The 20914-nt window shown below is 71.2% G+C and carries 19 protein-coding genes and 1 tRNA gene; 10 read left to right on the top strand and 10 right to left on the bottom strand.

The genetic code is table 11. The features are described 5' to 3' along the window. Together BM286_RS06875 and BM286_RS06870 are read right to left on the bottom strand one after the other, a co-directional pair. On the bottom strand, nucleotides 1-993 hold the full coding sequence (locus BM286_RS06875) for an ABC transporter permease (protein WP_092920836.1): 993 nt from the start codon (nucleotides 991-993) through the stop codon (nucleotides 1-3). A 36-nt stretch (nucleotides 994-1029) separates the two neighbouring features. Continuing rightward, nucleotides 1030-2652: an ABC transporter substrate-binding protein gene (locus BM286_RS06870; RefSeq protein ID WP_092920835.1), complete on the bottom strand. Its 1623-nt coding sequence runs from the start codon at nucleotides 2650-2652 to the stop codon at nucleotides 1030-1032. 195 nt (nucleotides 2653-2847) lie between these two features. On the opposite strand from BM286_RS06870, the gene BM286_RS06865 reads away from it, so the two are divergent. The 7 genes from BM286_RS06865 to BM286_RS06835 all read left to right on the top strand — a co-directional run bounded on the left by BM286_RS06865 (nucleotide 2848) and on the right by BM286_RS06835 (nucleotide 10683). Continuing rightward, the gene (locus BM286_RS06865) at nucleotides 2848-3303 is read left to right on the top strand and encodes a DUF7529 family protein (protein ID WP_092920834.1); all 456 of its coding nucleotides are present in this window, start codon (nucleotides 2848-2850) and stop codon (nucleotides 3301-3303) included. Nucleotides 3304-3484: 181 nt separating this feature from the next. Continuing rightward, the gene (locus BM286_RS06860) at nucleotides 3485-4198 is read left to right on the top strand and encodes a phosphoribosyltransferase family protein (protein ID WP_092920833.1); all 714 of its coding nucleotides are present in this window, start codon (nucleotides 3485-3487) and stop codon (nucleotides 4196-4198) included. 127 nt (nucleotides 4199-4325) lie between these two features. After that, entirely contained in the window at nucleotides 4326-5711 is a 1386-nt protein-coding gene (locus BM286_RS06855) for an NCS2 family permease (protein ID WP_092920832.1), read from the top strand. 68 nt (nucleotides 5712-5779) lie between these two features. Then, entirely contained in the window at nucleotides 5780-7231 is a 1452-nt protein-coding gene (locus BM286_RS06850) for a glycerate kinase type-2 family protein (RefSeq protein WP_092920831.1), read from the top strand. Between the two features lie 20 nt (nucleotides 7232-7251). Further along, nucleotides 7252-8310 (top strand): ornithine cyclodeaminase family protein, encoded by a 1059-nt coding sequence (locus BM286_RS06845; protein ID WP_092920830.1) that lies wholly within the window; start codon nucleotides 7252-7254, stop codon nucleotides 8308-8310. A gap of 75 nt (nucleotides 8311-8385) precedes the next feature. Continuing rightward, entirely contained in the window at nucleotides 8386-8886 is a 501-nt protein-coding gene (locus tag BM286_RS06840) for a dihydrofolate reductase (RefSeq protein WP_092920829.1), read from the top strand. 138 nt (nucleotides 8887-9024) lie between these two features. Beyond that, nucleotides 9025-10683 carry a histidine kinase N-terminal 7TM domain-containing protein gene (locus BM286_RS06835; protein ID WP_092920828.1) on the top strand — a complete coding sequence of 553 codons (1659 nt, stop codon included), beginning with the start codon at nucleotides 9025-9027 and terminating at the stop codon, nucleotides 10681-10683. A 25-nt stretch (nucleotides 10684-10708) separates the two neighbouring features. Here BM286_RS06835 and BM286_RS06830 read toward each other — a convergent pair whose 3' ends face one another. The 6 genes from BM286_RS06830 to gatB all read right to left on the bottom strand — a co-directional run bounded on the left by BM286_RS06830 (nucleotide 10709) and on the right by gatB (nucleotide 14835). Next, complete coding sequence (locus BM286_RS06830; protein ID WP_092920827.1) at nucleotides 10709-11482, bottom strand: RlmE family RNA methyltransferase; 774 nt, start codon at nucleotides 11480-11482, stop codon at nucleotides 10709-10711. Nucleotides 11483-11635: 153 nt separating this feature from the next. After that, nucleotides 11636-12142 carry a hypothetical protein gene (locus tag BM286_RS06825; RefSeq protein WP_092920826.1) on the bottom strand — a complete coding sequence of 169 codons (507 nt, stop codon included), beginning with the start codon at nucleotides 12140-12142 and terminating at the stop codon, nucleotides 11636-11638. 79 nt (nucleotides 12143-12221) lie between these two features. Continuing rightward, nucleotides 12222-12710 (bottom strand): GNAT family N-acetyltransferase, encoded by a 489-nt coding sequence (locus tag BM286_RS06820; protein WP_092920825.1) that lies wholly within the window; start codon nucleotides 12708-12710, stop codon nucleotides 12222-12224. Further along, the gene (gene samp2 / locus BM286_RS06815; RefSeq protein ID WP_092920824.1) at nucleotides 12707-12940 is read right to left on the bottom strand and encodes a ubiquitin-like small modifier protein SAMP2; all 234 of its coding nucleotides are present in this window, start codon (nucleotides 12938-12940) and stop codon (nucleotides 12707-12709) included. The genes BM286_RS06820 and samp2 overlap by 4 nt, the downstream gene beginning before the upstream one ends. Before the next feature lie 57 nt (nucleotides 12941-12997). Beyond that, complete coding sequence (locus BM286_RS06810) at nucleotides 12998-13315, bottom strand: hypothetical protein (protein ID WP_092920823.1); 318 nt, start codon at nucleotides 13313-13315, stop codon at nucleotides 12998-13000. A gap of 32 nt (nucleotides 13316-13347) precedes the next feature. After that, nucleotides 13348-14835 (bottom strand): Asp-tRNA(Asn)/Glu-tRNA(Gln) amidotransferase subunit GatB, encoded by a 1488-nt coding sequence (gene gatB / locus BM286_RS06805; RefSeq protein ID WP_092920822.1) that lies wholly within the window; start codon nucleotides 14833-14835, stop codon nucleotides 13348-13350. Between the two features lie 290 nt (nucleotides 14836-15125). Between gatB and BM286_RS06800 the strand changes: the two genes are divergently transcribed. Both BM286_RS06800 and pyrE read left to right on the top strand, forming a co-directional pair. After that, on the top strand, nucleotides 15126-18404 hold the full coding sequence (locus BM286_RS06800; RefSeq protein WP_092920821.1) for a PAS domain-containing protein: 3279 nt from the start codon (nucleotides 15126-15128) through the stop codon (nucleotides 18402-18404). A gap of 61 nt (nucleotides 18405-18465) precedes the next feature. Further along, nucleotides 18466-19014 (top strand): orotate phosphoribosyltransferase, encoded by a 549-nt coding sequence (gene pyrE / locus BM286_RS06795; RefSeq protein ID WP_092920820.1) that lies wholly within the window; start codon nucleotides 18466-18468, stop codon nucleotides 19012-19014. A gap of 38 nt (nucleotides 19015-19052) precedes the next feature. Here the strand turns inward: pyrE and BM286_RS06790 are convergent, their stop codons facing one another. Next, complete coding sequence (locus BM286_RS06790) at nucleotides 19053-20015, bottom strand: AAA family ATPase (RefSeq protein ID WP_092920819.1); 963 nt, start codon at nucleotides 20013-20015, stop codon at nucleotides 19053-19055. A 133-nt stretch (nucleotides 20016-20148) separates the two neighbouring features. Here BM286_RS06790 and BM286_RS06785 point away from each other — a divergent pair. After that, nucleotides 20149-20233: transfer RNA gene (locus BM286_RS06785), tRNA-Ser, on the top strand. 56 nt (nucleotides 20234-20289) lie between these two features. Here BM286_RS06785 and BM286_RS06780 read toward each other — a convergent pair. Then, nucleotides 20290-20913, bottom strand: a complete 624-nt coding sequence (locus tag BM286_RS06780; protein ID WP_092920818.1) for a diacylglycerol/polyprenol kinase family protein — start codon at nucleotides 20911-20913, stop codon at nucleotides 20290-20292. Nucleotide 20914: the final 1 nt, after the last annotated feature.

Genomic DNA, 20914 nt, shown 5'->3' with positions numbered 1-20914 from the left:
TTAGTCGGTGATTACCTCCGGGTCGAGATACGCGTACACCACGTCGACGAGGATGTTGACGAGGACGAAGCTCGTCCCGATAACGATGAGACTGCCCTGTAGCGTCGGCCAGTCCCGGGTGTTGATGCTGTCGATGACGAGCGTGCCGAGTCCGGGCCACGAGAACACCGCCTCCGTGATCACGGCGCCGCCGATCAGCGTCCCGAGCTGTAAGCCGAGAACGGTGATCACCGGGATCAGCGTGTTCCGGAGCGCGTGTTTGTACCGGATCAGCGTCCGGGGGAGTCCCTTTGCCCGCGCGGCCTGGACGTACCCCTTGCTCAGTTCGTCCAGCATCCCCGACCGCGTCAGTCTGGTGATGAGCGCCATGAAGTACGTGCCGAGGGCGATAGCGGGCAGCGTGATGTACGCGAGCCAGGCGAGAAGCGTCCCGAACACCGGCGCCGGACCGACGACCGACTGCGCGACGTCGACGACGGTGACGCCGCGACCGCTGGTGTTGAACACGTTGAACTGCACGGCGAACACCAGGATGAGCATGATCCCGAGCCAGAAGTTCGGGGTGGAGATGCCGCCGAGCGACAGCAGCGTCGCGCCGTAGTCGACCGGTTCGTTGCGGCGGGTCGCGCTGACCACGCCGAGCGGAATCGCGAGGACGATGGCGACGACGCTGGCGGCGACCGCCAGCTCGACCGTCGCGGGGAGGCGACCGAACACGAGCGTCGCGACGTCCTGGCCGCGGATGTAGGAGAACCCCATGTCGCCGCGAAGGAGGTCGAAGACGTACTGGCCGTACTGGACGTACAGCGGCTGGTCGAGCCCCAGCTCGGCGGCGATCGCCTGTCGCGTCTCCTGCGAGGCGTCGAGCGGCGCGACCGCGTTTATCGGGCTGCCGGGCGTGACGAACCGGAGCGCGAACACGACGGTGACGACGCCCCAGACGACGCCGATCCCTTGGAGGCTTCTTTTGAGTGCGAATCTTCCGAATGACATTACTGAGGATGTAGAGCGGTGAGGGTGGGGATCGCGTTACTGTTGCGTGGCGGTGTCCGGGTCGATGAACTCGTCGGCCCGCGGCTCCCAAGAGATATCGCTGGAGACGCCGTAGACGCTGAACTGCTGGTGCATGAACACCCACGGCGCGAGGTCGTGGGCGAGCTGGTTCGCCTCCTGAAGGATGTCGACTCGCTCGTCGGAATCCCGGGTCGTCTCCGCCTCTTCGAGGAGCCCGTCGAGCTCGTCGTTTTTCAGGACCGTGAGCGCGCCCTCGGAGGAGAGCAACGGCGTCAGGGTCTGGCTGCCGTCGAACTCCGCGTTCCCCCACCCGAGAAGGGTGAAGTGCGGGCGGTCCTCGATGCTCGGCGCCGTGACGTCCTGGACGAGCGAGGAGAACTCGCGCTGCTGCAGCTCACAGGAGACGTTCGACAGCGAGTCGATCTGGTTGGCCGCCGCCTGCGCGATCTCGACGTCGCGGAGGTAGCGCCCGATCGGCGTCTGAAGCGTGATCTCCGCGCCGGCGTATCCCGACTCCTCGACGAGCCGCTCGGCCTCGGCGGGGTCGTACGGGTACGGCTCGATGTCGGGGTTGTAGCCGACGTGGCCCTCGAGAGTCGGCTGCGCGGTGAGGTTCCCGAAGCCGTTGAGCACGTTCTCGATGATGCTCCCGACGTCGACCGCGTGGTTCATCGCCTGCCGGAACTGCTGGCTGGAGAACGGCTCCACGTCGTAGCGCATCTGGAGGAAGATGATCCGCGCGCTCGCCACGGAGTTGATCGTCGCAACGTCGGAGCTGTTCACCCGAGAGACCTCGTTCGGCGGGACGTTCGTCACGATGTCGGTCTCCTCCGCGAGCAGCTGGTTGACCCGCGTGCTCGACTCGCTGGAGGCGCTCATGGAGAGCTCGTCGACCGCCGGCGCGCCGTCCCAGTAGTCCTCGTTCGGCCCGTAGCGGACCACGTTACCCGACTGGTACTCGGTGAGACGGAACGGCCCCGTTCCGTTGGCGTTCCGGTTGATGTAGTCGCTGCCGTGCTCCTCGACCCACGACTGCTGCATGACGTCGCCGTTCGTCGCGAACAGCTGGAACGCGATCGGATTGTACCCGTCGAAGGAGACCGTCACCTCCCCGTCGCCGGTCGTGACCTCCGAGACCGGGCCGAGGTCGTTCGTCTGCGGACTGACGATGCCGACGTCGTTGAAGACGATTCGACGGATGCTGAACCGGACGTCCTCCGCGGTCAGGTCGTCGCCGTTGTGGAACGTGACGCCGTCGCGCAGGGTGAACCGGACGCTGCCGTCGTCGGTGCGCTCCCACTCGTTGGCGAGGCCGGCGATGATGCCGCCCTCCTTGTCGCGGTCGAGCAGGCCCTCGTACATCTGCCCGGTGATGATCTCGGTGTTCGTCTCGGCGTGGTCCTGCGGGTCCAGCCCGGAGTCCATCTGGCCCATGGTGACGCCGAGTTCGAAGGTGTCGCCGCCGGAGCCGCCGTCCGACCCGCCGCCGTCGGAGTTGTTCCCGCCGCCCGTTCCGTCGCCGCCGCCCGACCCGCCGCCGCCGTTGCCGGAACAGCCCGCGAGTCCGACCGCACCGGCCGTTCCGGCGTACTTGAGCACCGTCCGCCTGTCGACGTGATCATCGCTGTCAGTAGGCATAGGCGATCTCAAACGACAGAGCGTTATGAACCTACCGGCAGAGAGTGCCCCTACCGCGCCCGTCTGCTAGCGATCCGTTGACAGGAGCGAGTCGCGATCGGTGCGACGGCCAGCAGGGATCGGAGCGTGACGAGAACCGACGGGGACCGACCGGGACCGACGCATATGTACGGGTGCGGCCGGTAGCCGCGGATCGTGAACGGAACCGATCCCGGACCGCGATGGGGAGCCGTCGAGGACGACGCGGAGTCGACGGCGGCGGCGTACCGAGAGCGGGGCTGGACCGCGATCGCGGGGCATCCCGGCGACGTGAATCCCGTCGACGACGACGCCCGGATCGACGTGCTGTTGCCCGAGTCGGAGTTCGACGCGGCGCTGGACGCGGTCGGCGACGCCGCGATCGACGGCGTCGACGTGTACGCCGGCGCCGCGGACGGGGTCGCGTACCGGCTGGTGGTCGCCACCGACGAGGCGGCGGCGGTAGCCGTCTGCGTGCCGACGTACCTCGGAAGCGACGACCTGGCGTCGCTGCGCGCGGCCGCCGAGACGGCGGGAACGCTCACGGTTCGCCTGCGCCCCCTCGACGACCGCGACCGCGTCGAGATCGCGATCGACGAGCCGGCGGTGTTCTTCGACGCGCCCGAGGCGTGAGGCGGTGCGCAGACCGGGCGCCGGCCGTGACGGAGTCGCCCGGAGAGTCAGCCCCGTGAAAGGCCACGCTCATGAGAAATCACGCTCGTGAGAAACCACGCTCATGAGAAATCACGCTCGTGGATATTCACGCCGCACGCGACTTCGACGTATTCATAGTTGTGCGATCGCGATCATCCGTATGAACCGCGCAGAGAAGGCGGCCCTCCAGCTACAGGCGGTCGCCGTGTTGCGGATGTTAAAAGAGACGCGAACGTACGAGGAGTTGTCCGACGTGACCGGACTGCCGGCGGGCGACCTGAACCGGTACGTGAACGGCCACGTGCTCCCCGGCACCGAGCGAGCGAGCGAGGTCGTCGAGTCGGTGGGGCGGGAGGCGCTCGCCGACGAACTGGTCGCGCGCGTCGAGTTCGACGACGAGGGGTACGTCGACAACTCCGAGGTCGTCTTCGACCAGTCGTTCCTCGACCTGGTGGCGCCCGTCGCGGCGGAGACGTTCGAGTTCGAGTCGCCGGACGTGGTGTTGACGGCCGCGACCGACGGGATCACGCTGGGAGCGGCGATGGCCTCCTTCTTCGACGCCCGCCTGGCGTACGCGAAGAAGTCGAAGGAGACCGCCGTCGAGGAGTTCATCGAGTCGCGCCAGCGGCTCGCCTCCGGCATCGAACTCACCTATTACCTCCCCGCGAGCGCGGTCGACGCCGGCGACACCGTCCTCGTCGTCGACGACCTGATCCGCTCGGGCGAGACCCAGGAGCTCCTCTTGGACATCGCGCTCCAGGGCGACGCCGACGTTACCGGCGTGTTCGCGCTCATCGCCGTCGGGGACGAGGGGATGGACCGCGCGCGAGCGATCACCGACGCCCCGGTCGGGGCGCTGACGACGTTCGAGTAGCCACGTTCGCGCATACTCTCCGCGAAAAAAATCCGCTCAGGAGGCATTTCGATCCACGTATACGGATCGTGATCCGGCTCGTTCAGCAAGGCTTATCAGTCGATCCCGGGGAACACTCACCCGTTCAATGGGTCTTTCAGACAGGCTGGCCGCGCGGTTCGACGTGGAGTCGCACGGGTCGGACGTCCGCACCGAACTGGTCGCCGGGCTCACGACGTTCCTCGCGATGTCGTACATCATCGTCGTGAACCCCGCGATCCTCTCGGAGGCGATCCAGATAGAGGGGTACGGGCCGGGCGAGGTGTTCCAGATGATCGCCATCGCGACGATCCTCTCGGCTGCGATCGGGACGGCCGTGATGGCGCTGTACGCCAACCGCCCGTTCGGGCTCGCGCCCGGGCTCGGGCTCAACGCCTTCTTCGCGTACACGGTCGTGCTGGGGCTCGGCGTCCCGTGGCAGACGGCGCTGGCCGCGGTGTTCGTCGAGGGCGTCCTGTTCATGGTCCTGACCGCCGTCGGCGCGCGCGAGTACGTCATCCGGCTGTTCCCGGAGCCGGTGAAGCGCTCTGTCGGCGCTGGTATCGGCCTGTTCCTCCTCTTCATCGGCTTCCAGGAGCTCCAGATCGTCGTCCCCGACGACGCGACGCTCGTCACGCTGGGCGGGATCTTCGGGAACCCGTGGGCGATCCTCGGGGTGCTCGGGCTCGCCTTCACCTTCGGCCTCTGGGCGCGGGGGATCACGGGCTCGATCGTGCTCGGCATCCTGACGACCTCCCTCGTCGGCTGGGGGCTCACCTTCGCCGGCGTCTTCGACCGCGGCACGGTCACGGCGGCTCCGGGAGCCCTCCCGGCCCCTCAGTACGACATCACGCCGCTGGCGGGCGCGTTCGTCGACGGGCTCGGACAGATCGATCCGCTCACGTTCGTCCTGGTCGTGTTCACCTTCTTCTTCGTCGACTTCTTCGACACCGCCGGGACGCTCATCGGCGTCTCGCAGTTCGGTGACTTCCTCGACGACGACGGCGACCTCCCCGACATGGACAGGCCGCTGATGGCCGACGCGGTGGGGACGACCGCGGGCGCGGTCCTGGGTACCTCCACGGTGACGACGTATATCGAGTCGTCGACCGGCGTCGAGGAGGGCGGCCGGACCGGCCTCACGGCGCTGGTCGTCGCGCTCCTCTTCGTCGCGTCGCTCGTCCTGATCCCCGTCGTCGCCGCCATTCCGGCGTACGCCTCCTTCATCGCGCTGATCGTCGTCGGCGTGATGATGCTCCAGGGGCTCGTCGAGGTCGACTGGAGCGACCCGGCGTGGGCCGTCTCGGCCGGGCTCACCGTCACCGTGATGCCGTTCGCCTACTCCATCGCGGACGGGCTGGCGGCCGGGATCGTCGCCTACCCGCTGATCAAGCTCGCGATCGGCGAGGCCCGCGACGTCGACCCCGGGCAGTACGTCATCGCGGCGCTGCTCGCGGCCTACTACGTGCTCCAGACCCGCGGCGTCATCCTCTGAGGCCGACGTCGCGTTTCGGCCCGACCGAACCCTCTTGACGCGGCGGGTCGCATACCGACCGAGAGACGATGTCCGACGCGACAGACGCCGCCGCCGATTCCTCCGTGACCGTGGCCGACCGCGAGCGACACGCGCGGGACCCGGTTCGTCGGGTCGCGCTCGACTGCGTCGTCGCCGGAATCGAGGCGGCCCACCCGCAGAGGGTCGTCGCGGACGCGCTCGCGCTCGACGACGGCCGGCTGTCCGTCGCGAGCGTCGACGGCGCGACGACGACCCGGGACCTCGACGAATACGACCGCGTGCTGGTCGGCGGCGCGGGCAACGCGGCGGGCCACTTCGCGGCCGCGGTCGAGCGCCTGCTCGGCGACCGGATCGACGACGGCGCGGTCGTCACGGACGACCCGGTCGAGACCGAACGGATCGCGGTCCTGCCCGGCGACCACCCGACGCCGAGCGATCGGGGCGTCGAGAGCGCCCGGCGGGTCCGCGCGATCGCGGCCGACGCCGGCGAGTCCGACCTCGTGATCGGCCTGATCACCGGCGGCGGGAGCGCGCTGCTGGCCGCGCCCGCGACCGGGATCGGTCTCGACGACCTCCGCGCGACGACCGAGGCGCTGCTGGCGAGCGGCGCGACCATCTCGGAGATCAACGCGGTCCGGAAACACCTCTCGGCGGTGAAGGGCGGCGGCCTCGCCCGGGCGGCCGCGCCGGCCGACGCGCTCGGACTCGCGGTCAGCGACGTGACCGGCGACGACCCGGCCGTGATAGCGAGCGGTCCGCTCTCGGCCGATCCGACGACCTACGCGGACGCGCTGGCGGTCCTCGACCGGTACGGGATCGACGCGCCCGCGGCCGTGACCGACCGGCTCGAACGCGGCGCCGCGGGCGAACTCGCGGAGACCCCGGGACCGGGCGACCCCCCGTTCGACGGCGCCGGCGTCGACGTCCGAATCGTCGCGAGCGCGCGAACGGCCCTGAACGCGGCCCGCGAGGTCGCCGCGGAGCGTGGGTACGACCCGCTCGTACTCTCCTCGCGGGTGCGCGGCGAGGCGCGGGAGGCCGCGAAGACCCACGCGGCGGTCGCCGAGGAGTGTCGGGCGGCCGGCGAGCCGGTCGAACCGCCCGCGCTCGTCCTCTCGGCCGGCGAGGTGACGGTGACGCTCGGGGAGGAGCACGGCGAGGGAGGGCCGAATCAGGAGTTCGCGCTGTCGGCGGCGGTCGAACTCGACGCCGCGGGGCCGGACGGTGCGGGAGTCGCCGTCGCGAGCGTCGACACAGACGGGGTCGACGGCGCCACGGACGCCGCGGGCGCGCTGGTCGACGACCGGCTCGTGGACGGCGGTCGCGACGGGTCGCTGGACCCCGGATCGGCCGCGAGGGCGCTCGACGCGCACGACGCGTACCCGACGCTCGACGAGGCGGAGGCGCTGCTCCGGACCGGGCCGACCGGGACGAACGTCAACGACCTTCGCGCGGTCGCGATCGGGTCGGGCGAATCCCGTTCGGAAGGGACTAAGTGACGGCCGGCGAATTTTGCGACATGAAGACGCTGCTCCTCAACGCGGACGACGTCGACGAGAACGCCGAGATGGACCGCGTGATCGACGCGGTCCGCGGCGCGTTCACGGCCTACGAGCGCGGCGACGCGAAGATGCCGGCGAAGTCGTACGTCGACCTGCCCGAGTACAACGGCGACTTCCGGTCGATGCCCGCCTACCTCGACGTGCGCGAGGAGGACGTCGCGGAGGAGACGGCGAGCGGCGAGGGGTGGGACGCCGCCGGGATCAAGTGGGTGAACGTCCACACCGACAACCCCGCCGACCACGACCTCCCGACCGTGATGGGGACGATGATCTACTCGGACCCGGAGACGGCGTTCCCGCTGGCGATTCTCGACGGCACGACGCTGACGATGAAACGGACCGGCGCGGCCGCCGCGGTCGCGACCGACCACCTCGCGGTCCCGGACGCGACCTCGCTCGGGATCGTCGGCGCGGGCGTCCAGTCGTACACGCAGCTCGAGGCGATCGCCGCGGTGCGCGACATTGAGGAGGTCGTCGTGAGCGACCTCGACGAGGCGCGCGTCGCCGACTTCGTCGACGCCTTCGAGGACCGGTTCGACGTGCGCGCCGGCTCGGTTTCGGAGGCCGGCCACTGCGATATCCTCTCGACGGTGACGCCCGTCGAGACCCCGATCGTCGGCCGCGACGACGTGGGCGAGCACACCCACGTCAACGCGATGGGCGCGGACGCGGCCGGGAAACACGAGCTCGCGGACGACCTCCTCGTCGACGCCACCGTCGTCATCGACGACCACGAGCAGTGCACGCACTCCGGCGAGATCAACGTCCCCTACGCCGCCGGGACGCTCACCGACGACGACATCTACGGCGAGATCGGCGAGATCGTCGTCGGCCGTCGCGCGGGCCGCCCCGGCACGCCGGGGACGGCCGCGGACGCCGACGGCGTGCGCGGCGTCAGCGTCTTCGACTCGACCGGCCTCGCGATCCAGGACGTGGCGGCCGCGCGCGTCGTCTACGAGCGCGCCGACGAACTGGACAACGGCTACCCGTTCGACCTGCTCGGCCTCGACGGCTGACGGAAGCGGAGTTCGCTCGGCCGCGACGACCGCGCCCGACGCGCCGCTTTTGCCCCTCCGTCCCGTACCCGGCCCGTGAAACTCGTCAGCATCGCCGCCCTCGCGGAAAACCGGGTGATCGGGAGAGACGGCGAACTACCGTGGCCACACATCGAGGCGGACGTCAAGCAGTACCGCGAGCGCGTCGCCGGGTCGCCGGTGATCCTCGGTCGTCGCACCTTCGACTCGATGCGCGACGACCTCCCCGGGAGCCGCCAGATCGTCGTGAGCCGGAGCGTCGAGAGCGTCGGCGTCCCGACCGCGACGGTCGCGAACGGGGACGGGACCGCGATCGACCTGGCCGGTGAGGCCGCGAGCGAAACCGGCGTCGACACGGCGTACGTCCTCGGCGGCGGCGGGATATACGACCTCTTCCAACCGCACCTCGACGGGATGGTCCTCAGCCACGTCGACGGCGCCTACGAGGGCGACACGCGCTATCCCGAGTGGGACGAATCCGAGTGGGAAGTCGCGGCGGAGACCGCGTACGACCGGTTCACCCTGCGCGAGTGGGTCAGGCGCGGCAGGGCGAACTGAGGCTTCGGGTCCCGACCTTCCCGATACTGCCCTCGATATATACTCCTAATTACAAGTAAGAGAACATATCAATTCGGCATCAGTACCCAGGTTATGCGACCGTATTAAGTTGATCCTGTTCGTCACGTGTATCATTCAATGGTGCTGTGGTGGGTCGTCAGTCTGTTCGCCCTCTCGGGGGGCACCTGTTTCGCGGCCGCGTTCCGCGGGTCCCGCCTGCGGAACGGCGACGCCAGACGCGGGCTCCGTGCGCTCCTGATCCTCGTCGGCGTGTGGGCGTTCCTCCAGGGGGGCGTCCTGCTCGCCGCCGAGGAGCCGACCGCGGTCGCGCTCTACACCCTCGCGCTGACCGTCGGCTTCGCCACGCCGTTCGCCTGGTGCTACTTCGCGTCCGCGTACGCCGGCCGCGACTACCACCGCCGGACGCGGTATCGGCGGGCCGCCGTCGCGCTCTACGTCGCCGTGGTCGGACTGAAGCTCACGAACCCGGTCCACGGTCGGTACTTCGACGCGGCGCTCCGGACGGAGCCCGCCCGGCGGCTCGTCGTCGAGGAGGGGGCGCTGTACTGGGGATCGTTCGCGCTGGCGTACGCGCTGTCGGCCGGCGGCTTCTACCTGCTGTACCGGCTGTTCCGTCGGTCGGAAGGGTCCACGTGGACGCTGGCCGGGGTGTTCGCGGCGACCGGACTCGCCGTCGTGCCGAACGCGGTCGCGCGCGCGGCGCCGAGCGTCCTCCCGCAACTGAGTTACGAGCCGCTCGGCGTCGCCGTCTTCGCGGTCGGGAGCGTCTACCTGGTCGAGGACACGTTCCTCGCCGTCGAGGAGACGGCGACGCGCTCGTTCGTCGAGCGCACCGCCGGCGCCGTCCTGATCCTCGACACCGACGGGCGAGTCCGCGACCACAACGAGCGCGCGACCGAGCTGTTCCCGTCGCTCGCCGACGACGCGGACCGCATCGAGGAGCTCTCTCCGAGCATCGCTGACGAGTACCGCGACGAGCGGCCGACCCTCATCGACGTCAGCGACGCCGACGGCAGCGACCGGACCTACTGCGTCACGAGCGAACCGCTCGCGGTCGGCGGCGCGGAGTTCGGGTGGGCGCTGCTGGTCCAGGACGTGACCGCCATCGAGCGGCAGCGCGAGCAGCTCGATCGCCACGAGGAGCAGCTGGGAGACATGGCCGGCGCGATCGCTCACGAACTGCGGAACTCCGTGGCGGTCGCCGACGGCCATCTCGCGGAGGCGGCGGATCGGCTCGACGGCGGCGAGGAGGCGGCCGCGGCCGAGTCGGTCGCGGTGGCGCGCAGCCGAGTCGCTCGGATCGGCGGCGTCGTCGAGGATCTCCACACTCTCGTCCGGTACGCGCGCGACACCGACGAGCCGTCGTTCGTCGAGTTCGAGGCGGCCGTGACCGACGCGGCGACGGCGAGCGGCGCCGACGTCGACGTGGTGGTCGAGGGGGATGGGCAGATACTCGCGGCTCCGACCCGACTCAAGCAGCTGTTCAAGAACGCGTTCGAGTTCGCCGCGTTCAACGACGCGACCGCGGTGACCGTCTCGCTGACCGACGACGGGTTCGCGGTCGCGGACGACGGTCGGTTCACCGGGGACGACGGGGGATCGCTCCTCTTCGAGTACGAGAGCGCCGAGCCGAGCGCCGAGGCGGGCATGGCCCTGCCGAACGTCCGCGCGCTCGGTCGCGTGGAAGGATGGGCCCTCGAGCCCGACCTCGACTACGACGAGGGCGTCAGATACGTGCTGCGCGGCGCGACCGTCGAGCGGGACGCGTCGACGTGACGCGCCAACGAGCGAGCGGGGCCCCTCAGTTCCCGTCGACGCGCTCCGCGAAGCCGAACCGCGGCTTCACGTCGGTGACTTCGACCGTCAGCGTCTCACCGACGTCGCCGTCGACGAACAGGGTGTAGCCGTCGACGTAAGCGATGCCGTCGCCCTCGTCGCCCGACTCCTCGATCGTCACCTCCACCCGGTCGCCCTCGGCGACCGGCGCCTCGGTGTACCCCTTCGCGACGAGGTACACCTCCGAGGAGGCGTCCCGCGAGGCGGGCGGCGAGACGGTCCGAACGTACTGGAACGACGCCGCTACGTCGTCGCGGAAGGCGTCGAGGTCCTCCCCCTGGAACACCTTTACGACGAAGTCGCCGCCGGTCGCGAGCAGCTCGTCGGCGGCGTCGAGCGCCTGGCGCGCGAGGTGGACCGACCGGGCGTGGTCGAGGTTGTACTCCCCGGTCATGTTGGGCGCCATGTCGGAGAGGACCGCGTCCGCGCCGTCCTCACCGACCGCTTCCCGCAGGTAGTGGCGGGTGCGCTCCTCGGTCATGTCCCCGCGGATCGTCTCGACGTCGTGGTCGTCGAACTCGTCGATGCGCTGGAGGTCGACGCCGACGACGGTGCCGCCCTCGCCCACCTCCTCGGCGGCGACCTGGAGCCAGCCGCCGGGGGCGGCGCCGAGGTCGACCACGGTGTCGCCGGGGGCGAGGATGTCCGACTCCTCGTCGACCTGTTTCAGCTTGTAGGCGGACCGGGCGCGGTACCCCTGCTGTTTGGACCGGTTGTAGTAGTCGTCTTTGCCGCTCATGAGTCGATCACCGCGGCCGGGCACGGAACCGCCGAAATCGAGGGCGAAGTAGCGCTCATACCCGTAAGGACGGGGGCGACCCGGAAATGAACGTCGAATGCGGGCGCGGGCCGTCTCCGCGGTCGGGTTCGGCGGGAGGCCGGCGGCGGGCGGCTACTCGCGGTCGGGTCGCAGCCACCCCGCGACCCGTCCGACGCCGGACGCGACCGTGGCGAGGAGTCCCCGTCCGTCGCTCGGCTCCGACGCGGCGGCGTCCGTTTCGGACGAGCGGTCGGGCGCCCGTCGGGCCGCAACGATCGACTCGTAGTTGTCGATCACCTGCTGGCGCTGCCGCTCCTTCGACTCGACGACCCGTTCGAGCGCCTCGACCTCCGCTTCGAGCGCGGCCACCTCGTCCGTGAGCGCCCGGACCCGCTCGGCCGGCAGGTCGCGGTCGGGCGGCAGGTCGCGTTCGGCCGCAGACAGATCGCGTTCGGCCGCGGACAGATCGCGTTCGGCCGCGAGGGCGTCGTCGCGGACGCGTCGGTCGCCGGGACGGCCGCCGGCGTTCGAGCGGGCGCCCGCCGACGCGGTCGGTCGGAGCCGGGGACCGTCGATCGAGTCCACCGCTTCGACATCGAGACTACCGGAGTCGAGGGAACCGGACGCTGAGGGCATCATCTGTGGGGACCATGTGTACACATACCACACTAAAAAAAGGTCAGTCAGCCGCGAGTCGGACGCGCCGCTTGCGATCGGTTCACGCCGAGTCGCGGCCGCCCACCGACAGTGTCCCGTCGAGGCGATCAGGGCTTTGGTCCGCGGCGTCGCTCCCCGCTCCCGCCGGCCGGATCGTGAACCCGAGGCCCTCGTAGAACGCCCGCAGATCGGCGTCGAACCGAGCGGTGACGGCGTCGACCGCGGGATCCGACCGGGCGCGACCGACCGCGCCCGCGACGAGCGCGGAGCCGATCCCCCGACCGCGACGCGCCCGTCTGACCGCGACGGCGTCGACGTGAAGCCGGTCCGGGTCGGGACGCACGGCGACCAGCGCGCCGACGACCCCGCCGGTCCGCGTCGAGCGCGCCACGAGGGCGTCGCCGGCCGCGATCCGGTCGTCGACGGCGTCCGCGTCGGTCTCCAGCATCGCGGCGTCGAGAATTCGAAGCACGTCGAGGCGGTCGTCGGGGATCGCGGGCTCGACGGTCACGTCGTCGGGCGGGTCTGGCAGATCGTACTCTTCGGTCACGCGCCGCCGTCCGTCGCGTCGCCGTCCGTCGCGCCGCCCTTTATCAATCGGAGGACCCGGACCTCGTCGGCGTCGACGACGCGGTCGCCCGGGACCGGCGAGCCGTCGACCAGCGCCGACGCCTCCTGCGGGTGGTAGCCCGCCTCGCGGATCAGGTCGTCGTACGTCGCGTCGGCGGCGAGGCTGTACTCCTCCGTCCCCTCGCCGACGACCTCGACGGTCACGTCCATGGGCGCGGTAGCGGGCGGGCGGGCGTCAATCGCACGGTTCGAGCGGCTCCCCGACGGTCACTCCGCGGGAGGCTCCGCGCGGCCGTTCCACGTCCAGAGGAACCACGCGACCGCGGCGCCGATCGCGACCGTCACCAGCAGCCCGGGTCGAGGGACCGCGCCGATCCATGCGTCGACGACGAGCAGACCGGCCGCGGCCGCAGAGACGACGAGGACCGCCGCCGCGTCGCGGGCGAGTTCCGCCTCGCGATCGGGCGGGAGACCGCCGTCGTAGCCGGCTATCAGGCCGACCTTCCCGCGGGCGTGGATCGCCCACGCGAGCAGGAGGAGCAGGGCGACCGCGTGGCCGATCACGACGGTATCGACGATGGCCATTGAGACGGGAACGCGTTCGCGGCGGCCGCGGCTCAGCCGTCCAACTGTTCGCGGAGCAGGCCGTTCACCTGTCCGGGGTCGGCGCTGCCGCCGGTCGCCTGCATCACCTGGCCGACGAGGAAGTTGATCGCGCCCTCGTCGCCGTCGCGGTAGTCGCTCACGGCGTCGGGGTTCTCGTCGATGGCGGCCTCGACGGCGGCCTCGACCTCGCCGCTCTCGGCTTTCCCCAGCCCCTCGCGCTCGATGACCGTCTCGGGGTCGTCGCCCTCGTCGAGCATCTCGCGGAGGACGACCTCCTCGGCGTTCTTCACCGTGAGCTCGTCGGCGGCGACCAGCTCGATCAGCCGCGTGAACTCGTCGAGCCGGCCCTCGACGTCGGTCACCTCCATCTCGCGGTAGTTGAGCTCGCCGAGCAGGTTGTCCGCGACCCACGTCGCGGCGAGGTCCGGGTCGAACTCGCCGGCCACGTCCTCGAAGAAGTCCGCGACCGCCTTCGTGGAGGTGAGCTTCGAGGCCGCCTCGCGGTCGAGCCCGTACTCCTCGCGGAAGCGCTCGCGGCGGGCGTCGGGGAGTTCCGGGATCGCGATCCGCTCCTTCCAGTCGGCCACCTCCAGCGCGGGGAGGTCGCCCTCGCGGAAGTAGCGGTAGTCCTTCTCGGCCTCCTTCGAGCGCATCCCGACGGTGACGCCGCGGTCCTCGTCCCAGTGGCGGGTCTCCTGTTCGATCTCGCGGCCGCGCCGGAGGACGTTCTCCTGGCGGGTGACCTCGTAGGCGAGCGCCTGCTCCGCGCCCTTGTGACTGGAGATGTTCTTCACCTCGGCGCGGTTGACCTCGTCGAGCGCCTCGGCGTCGATCGTCCCGTCGTCCGCGACGTGCTCGTCGGGGACGAGGGAGACGTTTGCGTCGACGCGCAGGCTCCCGTCGCGGCCGGGGTCGAACACCCCGAGGTACTCCAGCACCTCCTCCAGCTTCGCGAGGAACGCGCGCGTCTCGGCCGGCGAGCGGAAGTCCGGCTCCGTGACGATCTCCATGAGGGGGGTCCCCGCGCGGTTGTAGTTGACGAGGGTGTGGGTCGCGGACTCGATGGAGCCGCCGGCGTGCTGGAGGCTCCCGGGGTCCTCCTCGAGGTGCGCGCGGGTGATCCCGATCGTTCGGGGGTCGCCGTCGACGCGGACCTCCAGCTCGCCCGCCTGGCAGATCGGCGCGTCGTACTGGGTGAGCTGGAAGTTCTTCGGGAGGTCGGGGTAGTAGTAGTTCTTCCGGTGGAACGTGGTCGTCTCGGGGATGTCGGCGTCGATCGCCTTCCCGATCTTCACGGCGGCCTCGACGGCGCCCTCGTTGAGGACGGGGAGCGCGCCCGGCAGCCCGAGACAGGTCGGACAGGTGCGCGTGTTCGGCGCCTCGTCCTCGGCGGGCTCCGTCGAGCAGCCGCAGAAGATCTTCGTGTCGGTCTCGAGCTGGACGTGGACCTCCAGCCCGATCACGACCGTCCGGTCCGCCGTCGCGGCCTGCGTGCTCATTACCGGTCCGTTGTGAGCGGGCCGCCTAAATCGTGTCGGGACGACGGCCGCCGAGGCGGGCGCCCGGCGGGGCTCTCGATTTCGAGAGCCCGGAGGGAACGGTTATCAATGGGCCGTTCGTACCTCGCGAAATGAGTGAATCGATGATCTGTGGACGCGCCGAGCCGGACGGTGCGAAGGGCTCCCGCCGGGCGCCCGACCGAGCGCGCGAGACGAGCGGACCGGAACGGGCATGACCGCCCCGGACTACCCTCGTCGCGGACGACCGCCGCGGACCACCTCCGTCAGGGATGTCCGCTGAGTCGACGCTTCACGTCGGTGAGCCGGTCGAGGCGGCGTGGGGCGAACTCCCGGAGGAGACGCGCGTCCGCCGAGCGAGCGAGTTCGCGAGCGGTGCGGACAGCGGGCGGGAGGCGGCCGACGACCCGGACCGCGTGGTCGTCCGACTGCGCGTCGACCGGGAGCGCGACGACCCCGACGCGGCCGAGCCGAGCGGGGGCGGCGCCGCGGACGCCGACCTCGCGGCCGGGGGCGACGCGGTCGCGCTCGACCGCCTCGGGTCGGTCCGCGACCGCTACCCGGACGCGACCGTGCTCGCGTACACGGTCCGCGACGACTCCGACGCCGCCATCGACGCGAGCCGGCTCGGCGTCGAGTACGTCTCCGGGCGGCGGCTCGCGGCCGACGGCGAGACGCTCGCGGACAGGCTCGCGGCGCGGGCGGCGGCCGACGGAACGGGAGCCGGCGAACGCGCCGCCGGCGCCGAGGCGGAGTCGGTCCTCGAACCGTTCATCCGGATCGTCTCGGACCGGGCGACCGACCTCGACGAGAAGCTCGATCAGCTCCTGGAGCTGGGTCGGGACCGGCTCGGACTCTCGGTCGGCTACTCCTCGCACGTCGACGGCGACCGGCTGGAGATCCGGCAGTACAGCGACGGGACGGGGACGCTGGACTCGTTCCTCGAGAGCGGTCCCGACGCGGACCGATCGGTCCCGCTCGAACTGACCTACTGTCAGCGGACGGTGCGGAGCGACGAGGTGGTCGCGTTCACGGACCCCGAGGCCGCGGGGCTGGGCGACGACCCGGCCTACGAGCGGTTCGGGTTCGGCAGCTACGTCGGCGGGCGCGTCGTCGTCGACGACGAGGTGTTCGGAAGCCTCTGTTTCCTCGACCCGGAGCGCCGCGACCGTCCGTTCGACGAGTCCGAGCGGCTGTTCGTGGAGCTGCTCGCCGACTGGCTGGGCCGCGGTATCGAGCGACGGATCGCCCGCGAGGAGCGCGAGGCGGCGATCGAGCGGTTCGAACGGACGCTCGAACGGATCGACGACGCGTTCTTCGCGCTCGACTCAGACTGGCGGTTCACCTACGTCAACGAGAAGGCGGGATTGCTGCTCGACCGCGAGCCGGACGAGCTGCTCGGCACCGACATCTGGGAGGAGTTCCCGGCCGCGATCGGCGAGGAGTACGAGGAGAACTACCGTCGGGCGATGGAGACGCAGGAGCCGGTCTCGTTCGAGGACCGCTACGAGCCGCTCGACCTGTGGACCGAGGTGACCGCGTACCCCTCTCCGGACGGGCTCTCCGTGTTCTTCGCCGACGCCACGGAGCGGAAGCGCCGCGAGCGGATCCTCGAACGGCTCCTCGGCACCGTCGAGCGGATCCAGCGCGAGGACGACCGGGAGGCCGTCGCGGGCCGGCTGATCGAGGCCGCCGACGAGGTCCTCGGCTACGAGATCAGCGGCGTCCGGCTGTACGACCCCGAGACGGAGCGGCTCCGGCTGGTCGCCACGAGCGACGGGCTCGGCGACCGGTTCGCGGACAGCCGCGGGCCGCGCCGCCCCGACGAGGGGCTCACTGGCGGGGTGTTCGAGGCGGGAGAACCGCGGGTGGAAGACGACCTCGCGGCGGTCGACGACGGGCGGTCGTACCACGGGATGCGCTCCGTCGCGGCGGTTCCGCTCGGCGACCACGGCGCGTTCATCGTCGGCGCCGTCGAGCCGAACGCCTTCGACGAGAGCGACGTCTCCGTCCTCGAACTGCTGGCGACGAACGCGGTCGCCGCGATGGACGCCGCCGACCGCCGTCGCCGGCTCCGCACCTACGAGGACGCGCTCAAGAACGTCGATGACATGGTGTGCGTGCTCGACGGCGAGGGGGCCGTCACCTACGCCACCGCGCCGTTCGTCGCGTGGTTCGGCGCCGGCGGGCTCGACGAGGTCGTCGGAGAGCGACTCGCCGCGCTCGTCGACGACGCCGACGCGCCGCGGGTGGTCGACGCGGTCGCGGCGCTCACGGACGCGGCGACTGAGGGGAGCCAGGGGACGGAGCCGGCCCGGACGGTCGAACTGACCGCCGACCGCGACGGCGACCGCCGACCGCGACACGGCGAGTTGCGCCTGTCGCGGCTCTCCGACCACGGGACCGGCGTCGTCGGGTCGCTGTCGGACACGACCGACCTCCGCCGGACGCGGACCGAGCTGTCCGCCGAGCGCGACCGCTTCCGGCGGCTGTTCGACCGGATCCCGGACCCCGTGATGGAGGTCGTCTTAGCGGACGACGAGACGGTCATCGACGGAGTCAACCCCGCGTTCGAGTCGCAGTTCGGCGCGGACGAGGCGGCGCTCCGCGGTCGGACGATCGGGGCGCTAGACATCCACGACGACCGGCTGGGGAGCCGCGAGGAGCGCGGCGGTCCGGCGGCGGCGGACCTCGATTCGCTGGTCCGCGACCGCGGCTTCGCGACCGAGGAAGTCCGCCGACAGACCGTGGACGGGCCGCGGGAGTTCCTCTTCCGCGGGTTCAGCTACGAGACGGAGGGGGCCCGCCGGGCGTTCGGCATCTACACCGACATCACCGACCGGAAGCGCCGCGAGCGGTACGTGCGGATCGTCAACCGGATCCTCAGGCACAACCTGCGCAACGAGCTGAACGTCGTGTTCGGCTTCGCCGGCGAGATCGCCGACCGGACCGACGACGACCGGATCCGCGACTACGCCCGCCGGATCGAGGCCACCGGCAAGCGGCTGGCCGGGGTCGCCGACGGCGCCACCACGCTCCGCCGGGTCGTCGAGAAGGGGTACGTGACCGATCCCGAGCCGATCGACGTGGGCGCCGTCGTCGAGGAGGTCGCGGCCCGGCACGCGGCCGACAGTCCCGAGGCGCGGATCACCGCCGACGTGCCGGACGGCATCGCGGTGCGCGGCGACGACCGCCTCGCCGTCGCTGTCGACAGCCTCGTGGAGAACGCCGTCGAACACGGCGGCGACGCTCCGCGCGTCGCGGTGACCGCCGAGCGCGACCCGGACGCCGGGGTCGTGGCGGTGCGCGTCGCAGACGACGGCCCGGGGATCCCGACCGCGGTTCGGGAGGTGATCACCGGGGCCCGCGAGGTGACGCAGCTACAGCACAACACCGGCGTCGGGCTGTGGATCGCCGCCTGGGTCGTGGAGGCGTACGGCGGCGAGATACGGTTCGGCTCGGGGCTCGACGGCGAGGGGGCGACGGTGACCCTCGTCCTCCCGGCGGCGGAGCGAGGCGGGTCGGGGCTCGCCGGCGGGGAAGAGCGGTAGCCGACCCGCGGCGTCCGCGCGTTCCGACCCGTTTATGGTCGCCGGCGGCCCGTTTCCCCGTATGACCGACGACGACCGACGACGCGAGCTGATCGCGGCGCTCACCGCGGCCGACGCCGTCCGGTTCGGCGAGTTCGAGCTGTCGCACGGCGGCACGAGCGACTACTACGTCGACAAATACCGCTTCGAGACCGACCCGGACGCCCTGACGCTCGTCGCCGAGGCGTTCACCGACCGGCTCGCGGACGCGGACGCGAAGCTGGCGGGCGTCGCCCTCGGAGCCGTCCCGCTGGTGGCCGTCACGGCCGCGGAGCTCGGCCGCCCGTACGTCATCGCGCGAAAGCAGGCGAAGGAGTACGGCACGGGCAACCGGATCGAGGGCCGACTCGACGACGGCGAGGAGGTCGTCGTGATCGAAGACATCGCGACGACGGGGCAGTCGGCGGTCGACGCGGTCGAGGCGCTGCGCGAGGCGGGCGCGACCGTCGACCGCGTGCTGGTCGTCGTCGACCGCGAGGAGGGCGCCGCGGAGCTGCTCGCCGAGCACGGCGTCGAGTTGGAGTCGCTGCTCACGGCGACCGAGCTGCTCGACGCGCGCGACGGGGAGTAGGGCGGACGAGCCCGGGAGCGCGGACCGGTTTCCCCGAGTTACGCCTCCGGCGCCTCGACCGTCGGCACCGCGATCCGGTCGAGCACGTCGTCGATCACGTCTCGCTCGTCGACGTCGTTGACGGCCGCGTCCGGGGTCAACACGAGCCGGTGGGCGAGCGTCGGCTCTGCGACGCGCTTCACGTCGTCGGGCGTGACGAACTGGCGGCCGGCGATGACCGCCGCCGCCCGCGCCGTCTCGAAGAGGCGCTGGGTGCCGCGGGGGGAGACGCCGGCCTCGACGCGGCGGTCCTCGCGCGTCGCCCGCGCGAGCGCCGCCGCGTAGCGCAACAGGTCGTCGTCGACCCGGACCGACTCGGGCACCTCCCGCAGCGCCGCCACGGCGTCGGGGTCGAGGACGCGGTCGACCGTCGGGGACTGCTCGACGCGTCCGGCGCGGCGGCGGAGCAGCTCCAACTCGCCGTCCTCGTCGGGGTAGCCGATGGAGGTCTTGATCGTGAACCGGTCGAGCTGGGCCTCCGGCAGCGGGAAGGCGCCCTCGCTCTCGACCGGGTTCTGCGTCGCGATGACGTAGAAGGGGCTCGGCAGGTCGTGAGTCTCGCCGTCGACGGTCACCTGGCCCTCCTCCATCGCCTCCAGCAGGGCGGCCTGCGTCTTCGGCGGCGCGCGGTTGATCTCGTCGGCGAGGACGACGTTCGCGAAGATGGGGCCGGGGGAAAACGAGAAGGAGCCGTCGCGCTCGTCGAACACGTTGGTGCCCGTGACGTCGGCGGGCAGGAGGTCCGGCGTGAACTGGATCCGGGAGAACTCCAGTCCGAGCGCGGTCGCGAACGAGCGCGCCGAGAGCGTCTTGCCGGTGCCGGGCACGTCCTCCAAGAGGACGTGGCCGCGGGCGAGGATGCCGAGCGTGACGCGGTCGAGGAACTCGCGGTCGGCCACGACCGCGCCGCCGACCTCGTCGACGACGCGGGCGCAGGCGTCGGCCGCTTCGGGGACGTCCATACCGACCGCACGGGGGCCGGGCCGAAAAGCGTTGCCGGAAACCCGGGACCGCGAGGCGGCCGGCCGACGGATCCGGTCGCGTCGCGGACGCGATCGAAACGCATAACAGCGGAACCGGTCAACGTCGAAGCGAGCCGAGGTAGCCTAGCCTGGCCAAGGCGGTAGATTCGAAATCTACTGTCCATTCGGACACCGGAGTTCAAATCTCCGCCTCGGCGCTTCTCTCAGTCCCGTTCGGCGAGCGGCGGCGCGACCGCGTCCGTCCGATCGGCCCCTACGCGATCAGCGAGGCCGCGAGGAACATCCCCGACGCGGCCGCGGGCGGGATGGTGAGGTTATCGTCGACGGCGACGCCGCGGACGAGCGGCGGGAGCCCGTCGGCGATCGCGGCGGGGACCGCGCCCGCCAAGGCGACGATCACGCCGGGGTCGGGACCGAACTCGGGGATCGCGTACGGGACCGCGATCCCGAAGCAGACGAACACCATCGCGGCCACCACCGAGAGCCGCTTCGGCTCCGTCGCCGCGTTCTCCCCGAGGCCGCCGCTTATCGGGTCGCCGACGGAGAGCATCCACATCGCGGGCACGGCGAACACCGGCGCGAAGACGAGCGCGGTGGCGGCCATCCCCACCTGATACAGCGCGTAGCCCGCGATCCCGTCGGCCTCGTACTCGCGGACGAGGGCGTCGTACAGCGGGTCGAGCGGACCGACCGACCCGGAGAGGCGCAGCGCCTCGAGGACGGCCGCGACCGCGACGCTGCCCACCAGCAGCCGTCCCGTCGTCTCCCAGGAGATCCACCCGAGCAGGTACGGGACCGGGTAGAGGGTGCCGCTCGCGTGGACCAGCCGCCGCTCGAACTCTACGCGCTCGCGCCACGCCGCGGCCGGGAGCGTCACG

The organism is Halorubrum sodomense (genome assembly GCF_900111935.1).
GTDB lineage: Archaea > Halobacteriota > Halobacteria > Halobacteriales > Haloferacaceae > Halorubrum > Halorubrum sodomense.
This window is presented reverse-complemented; position numbering and strand designations above follow the sequence as displayed.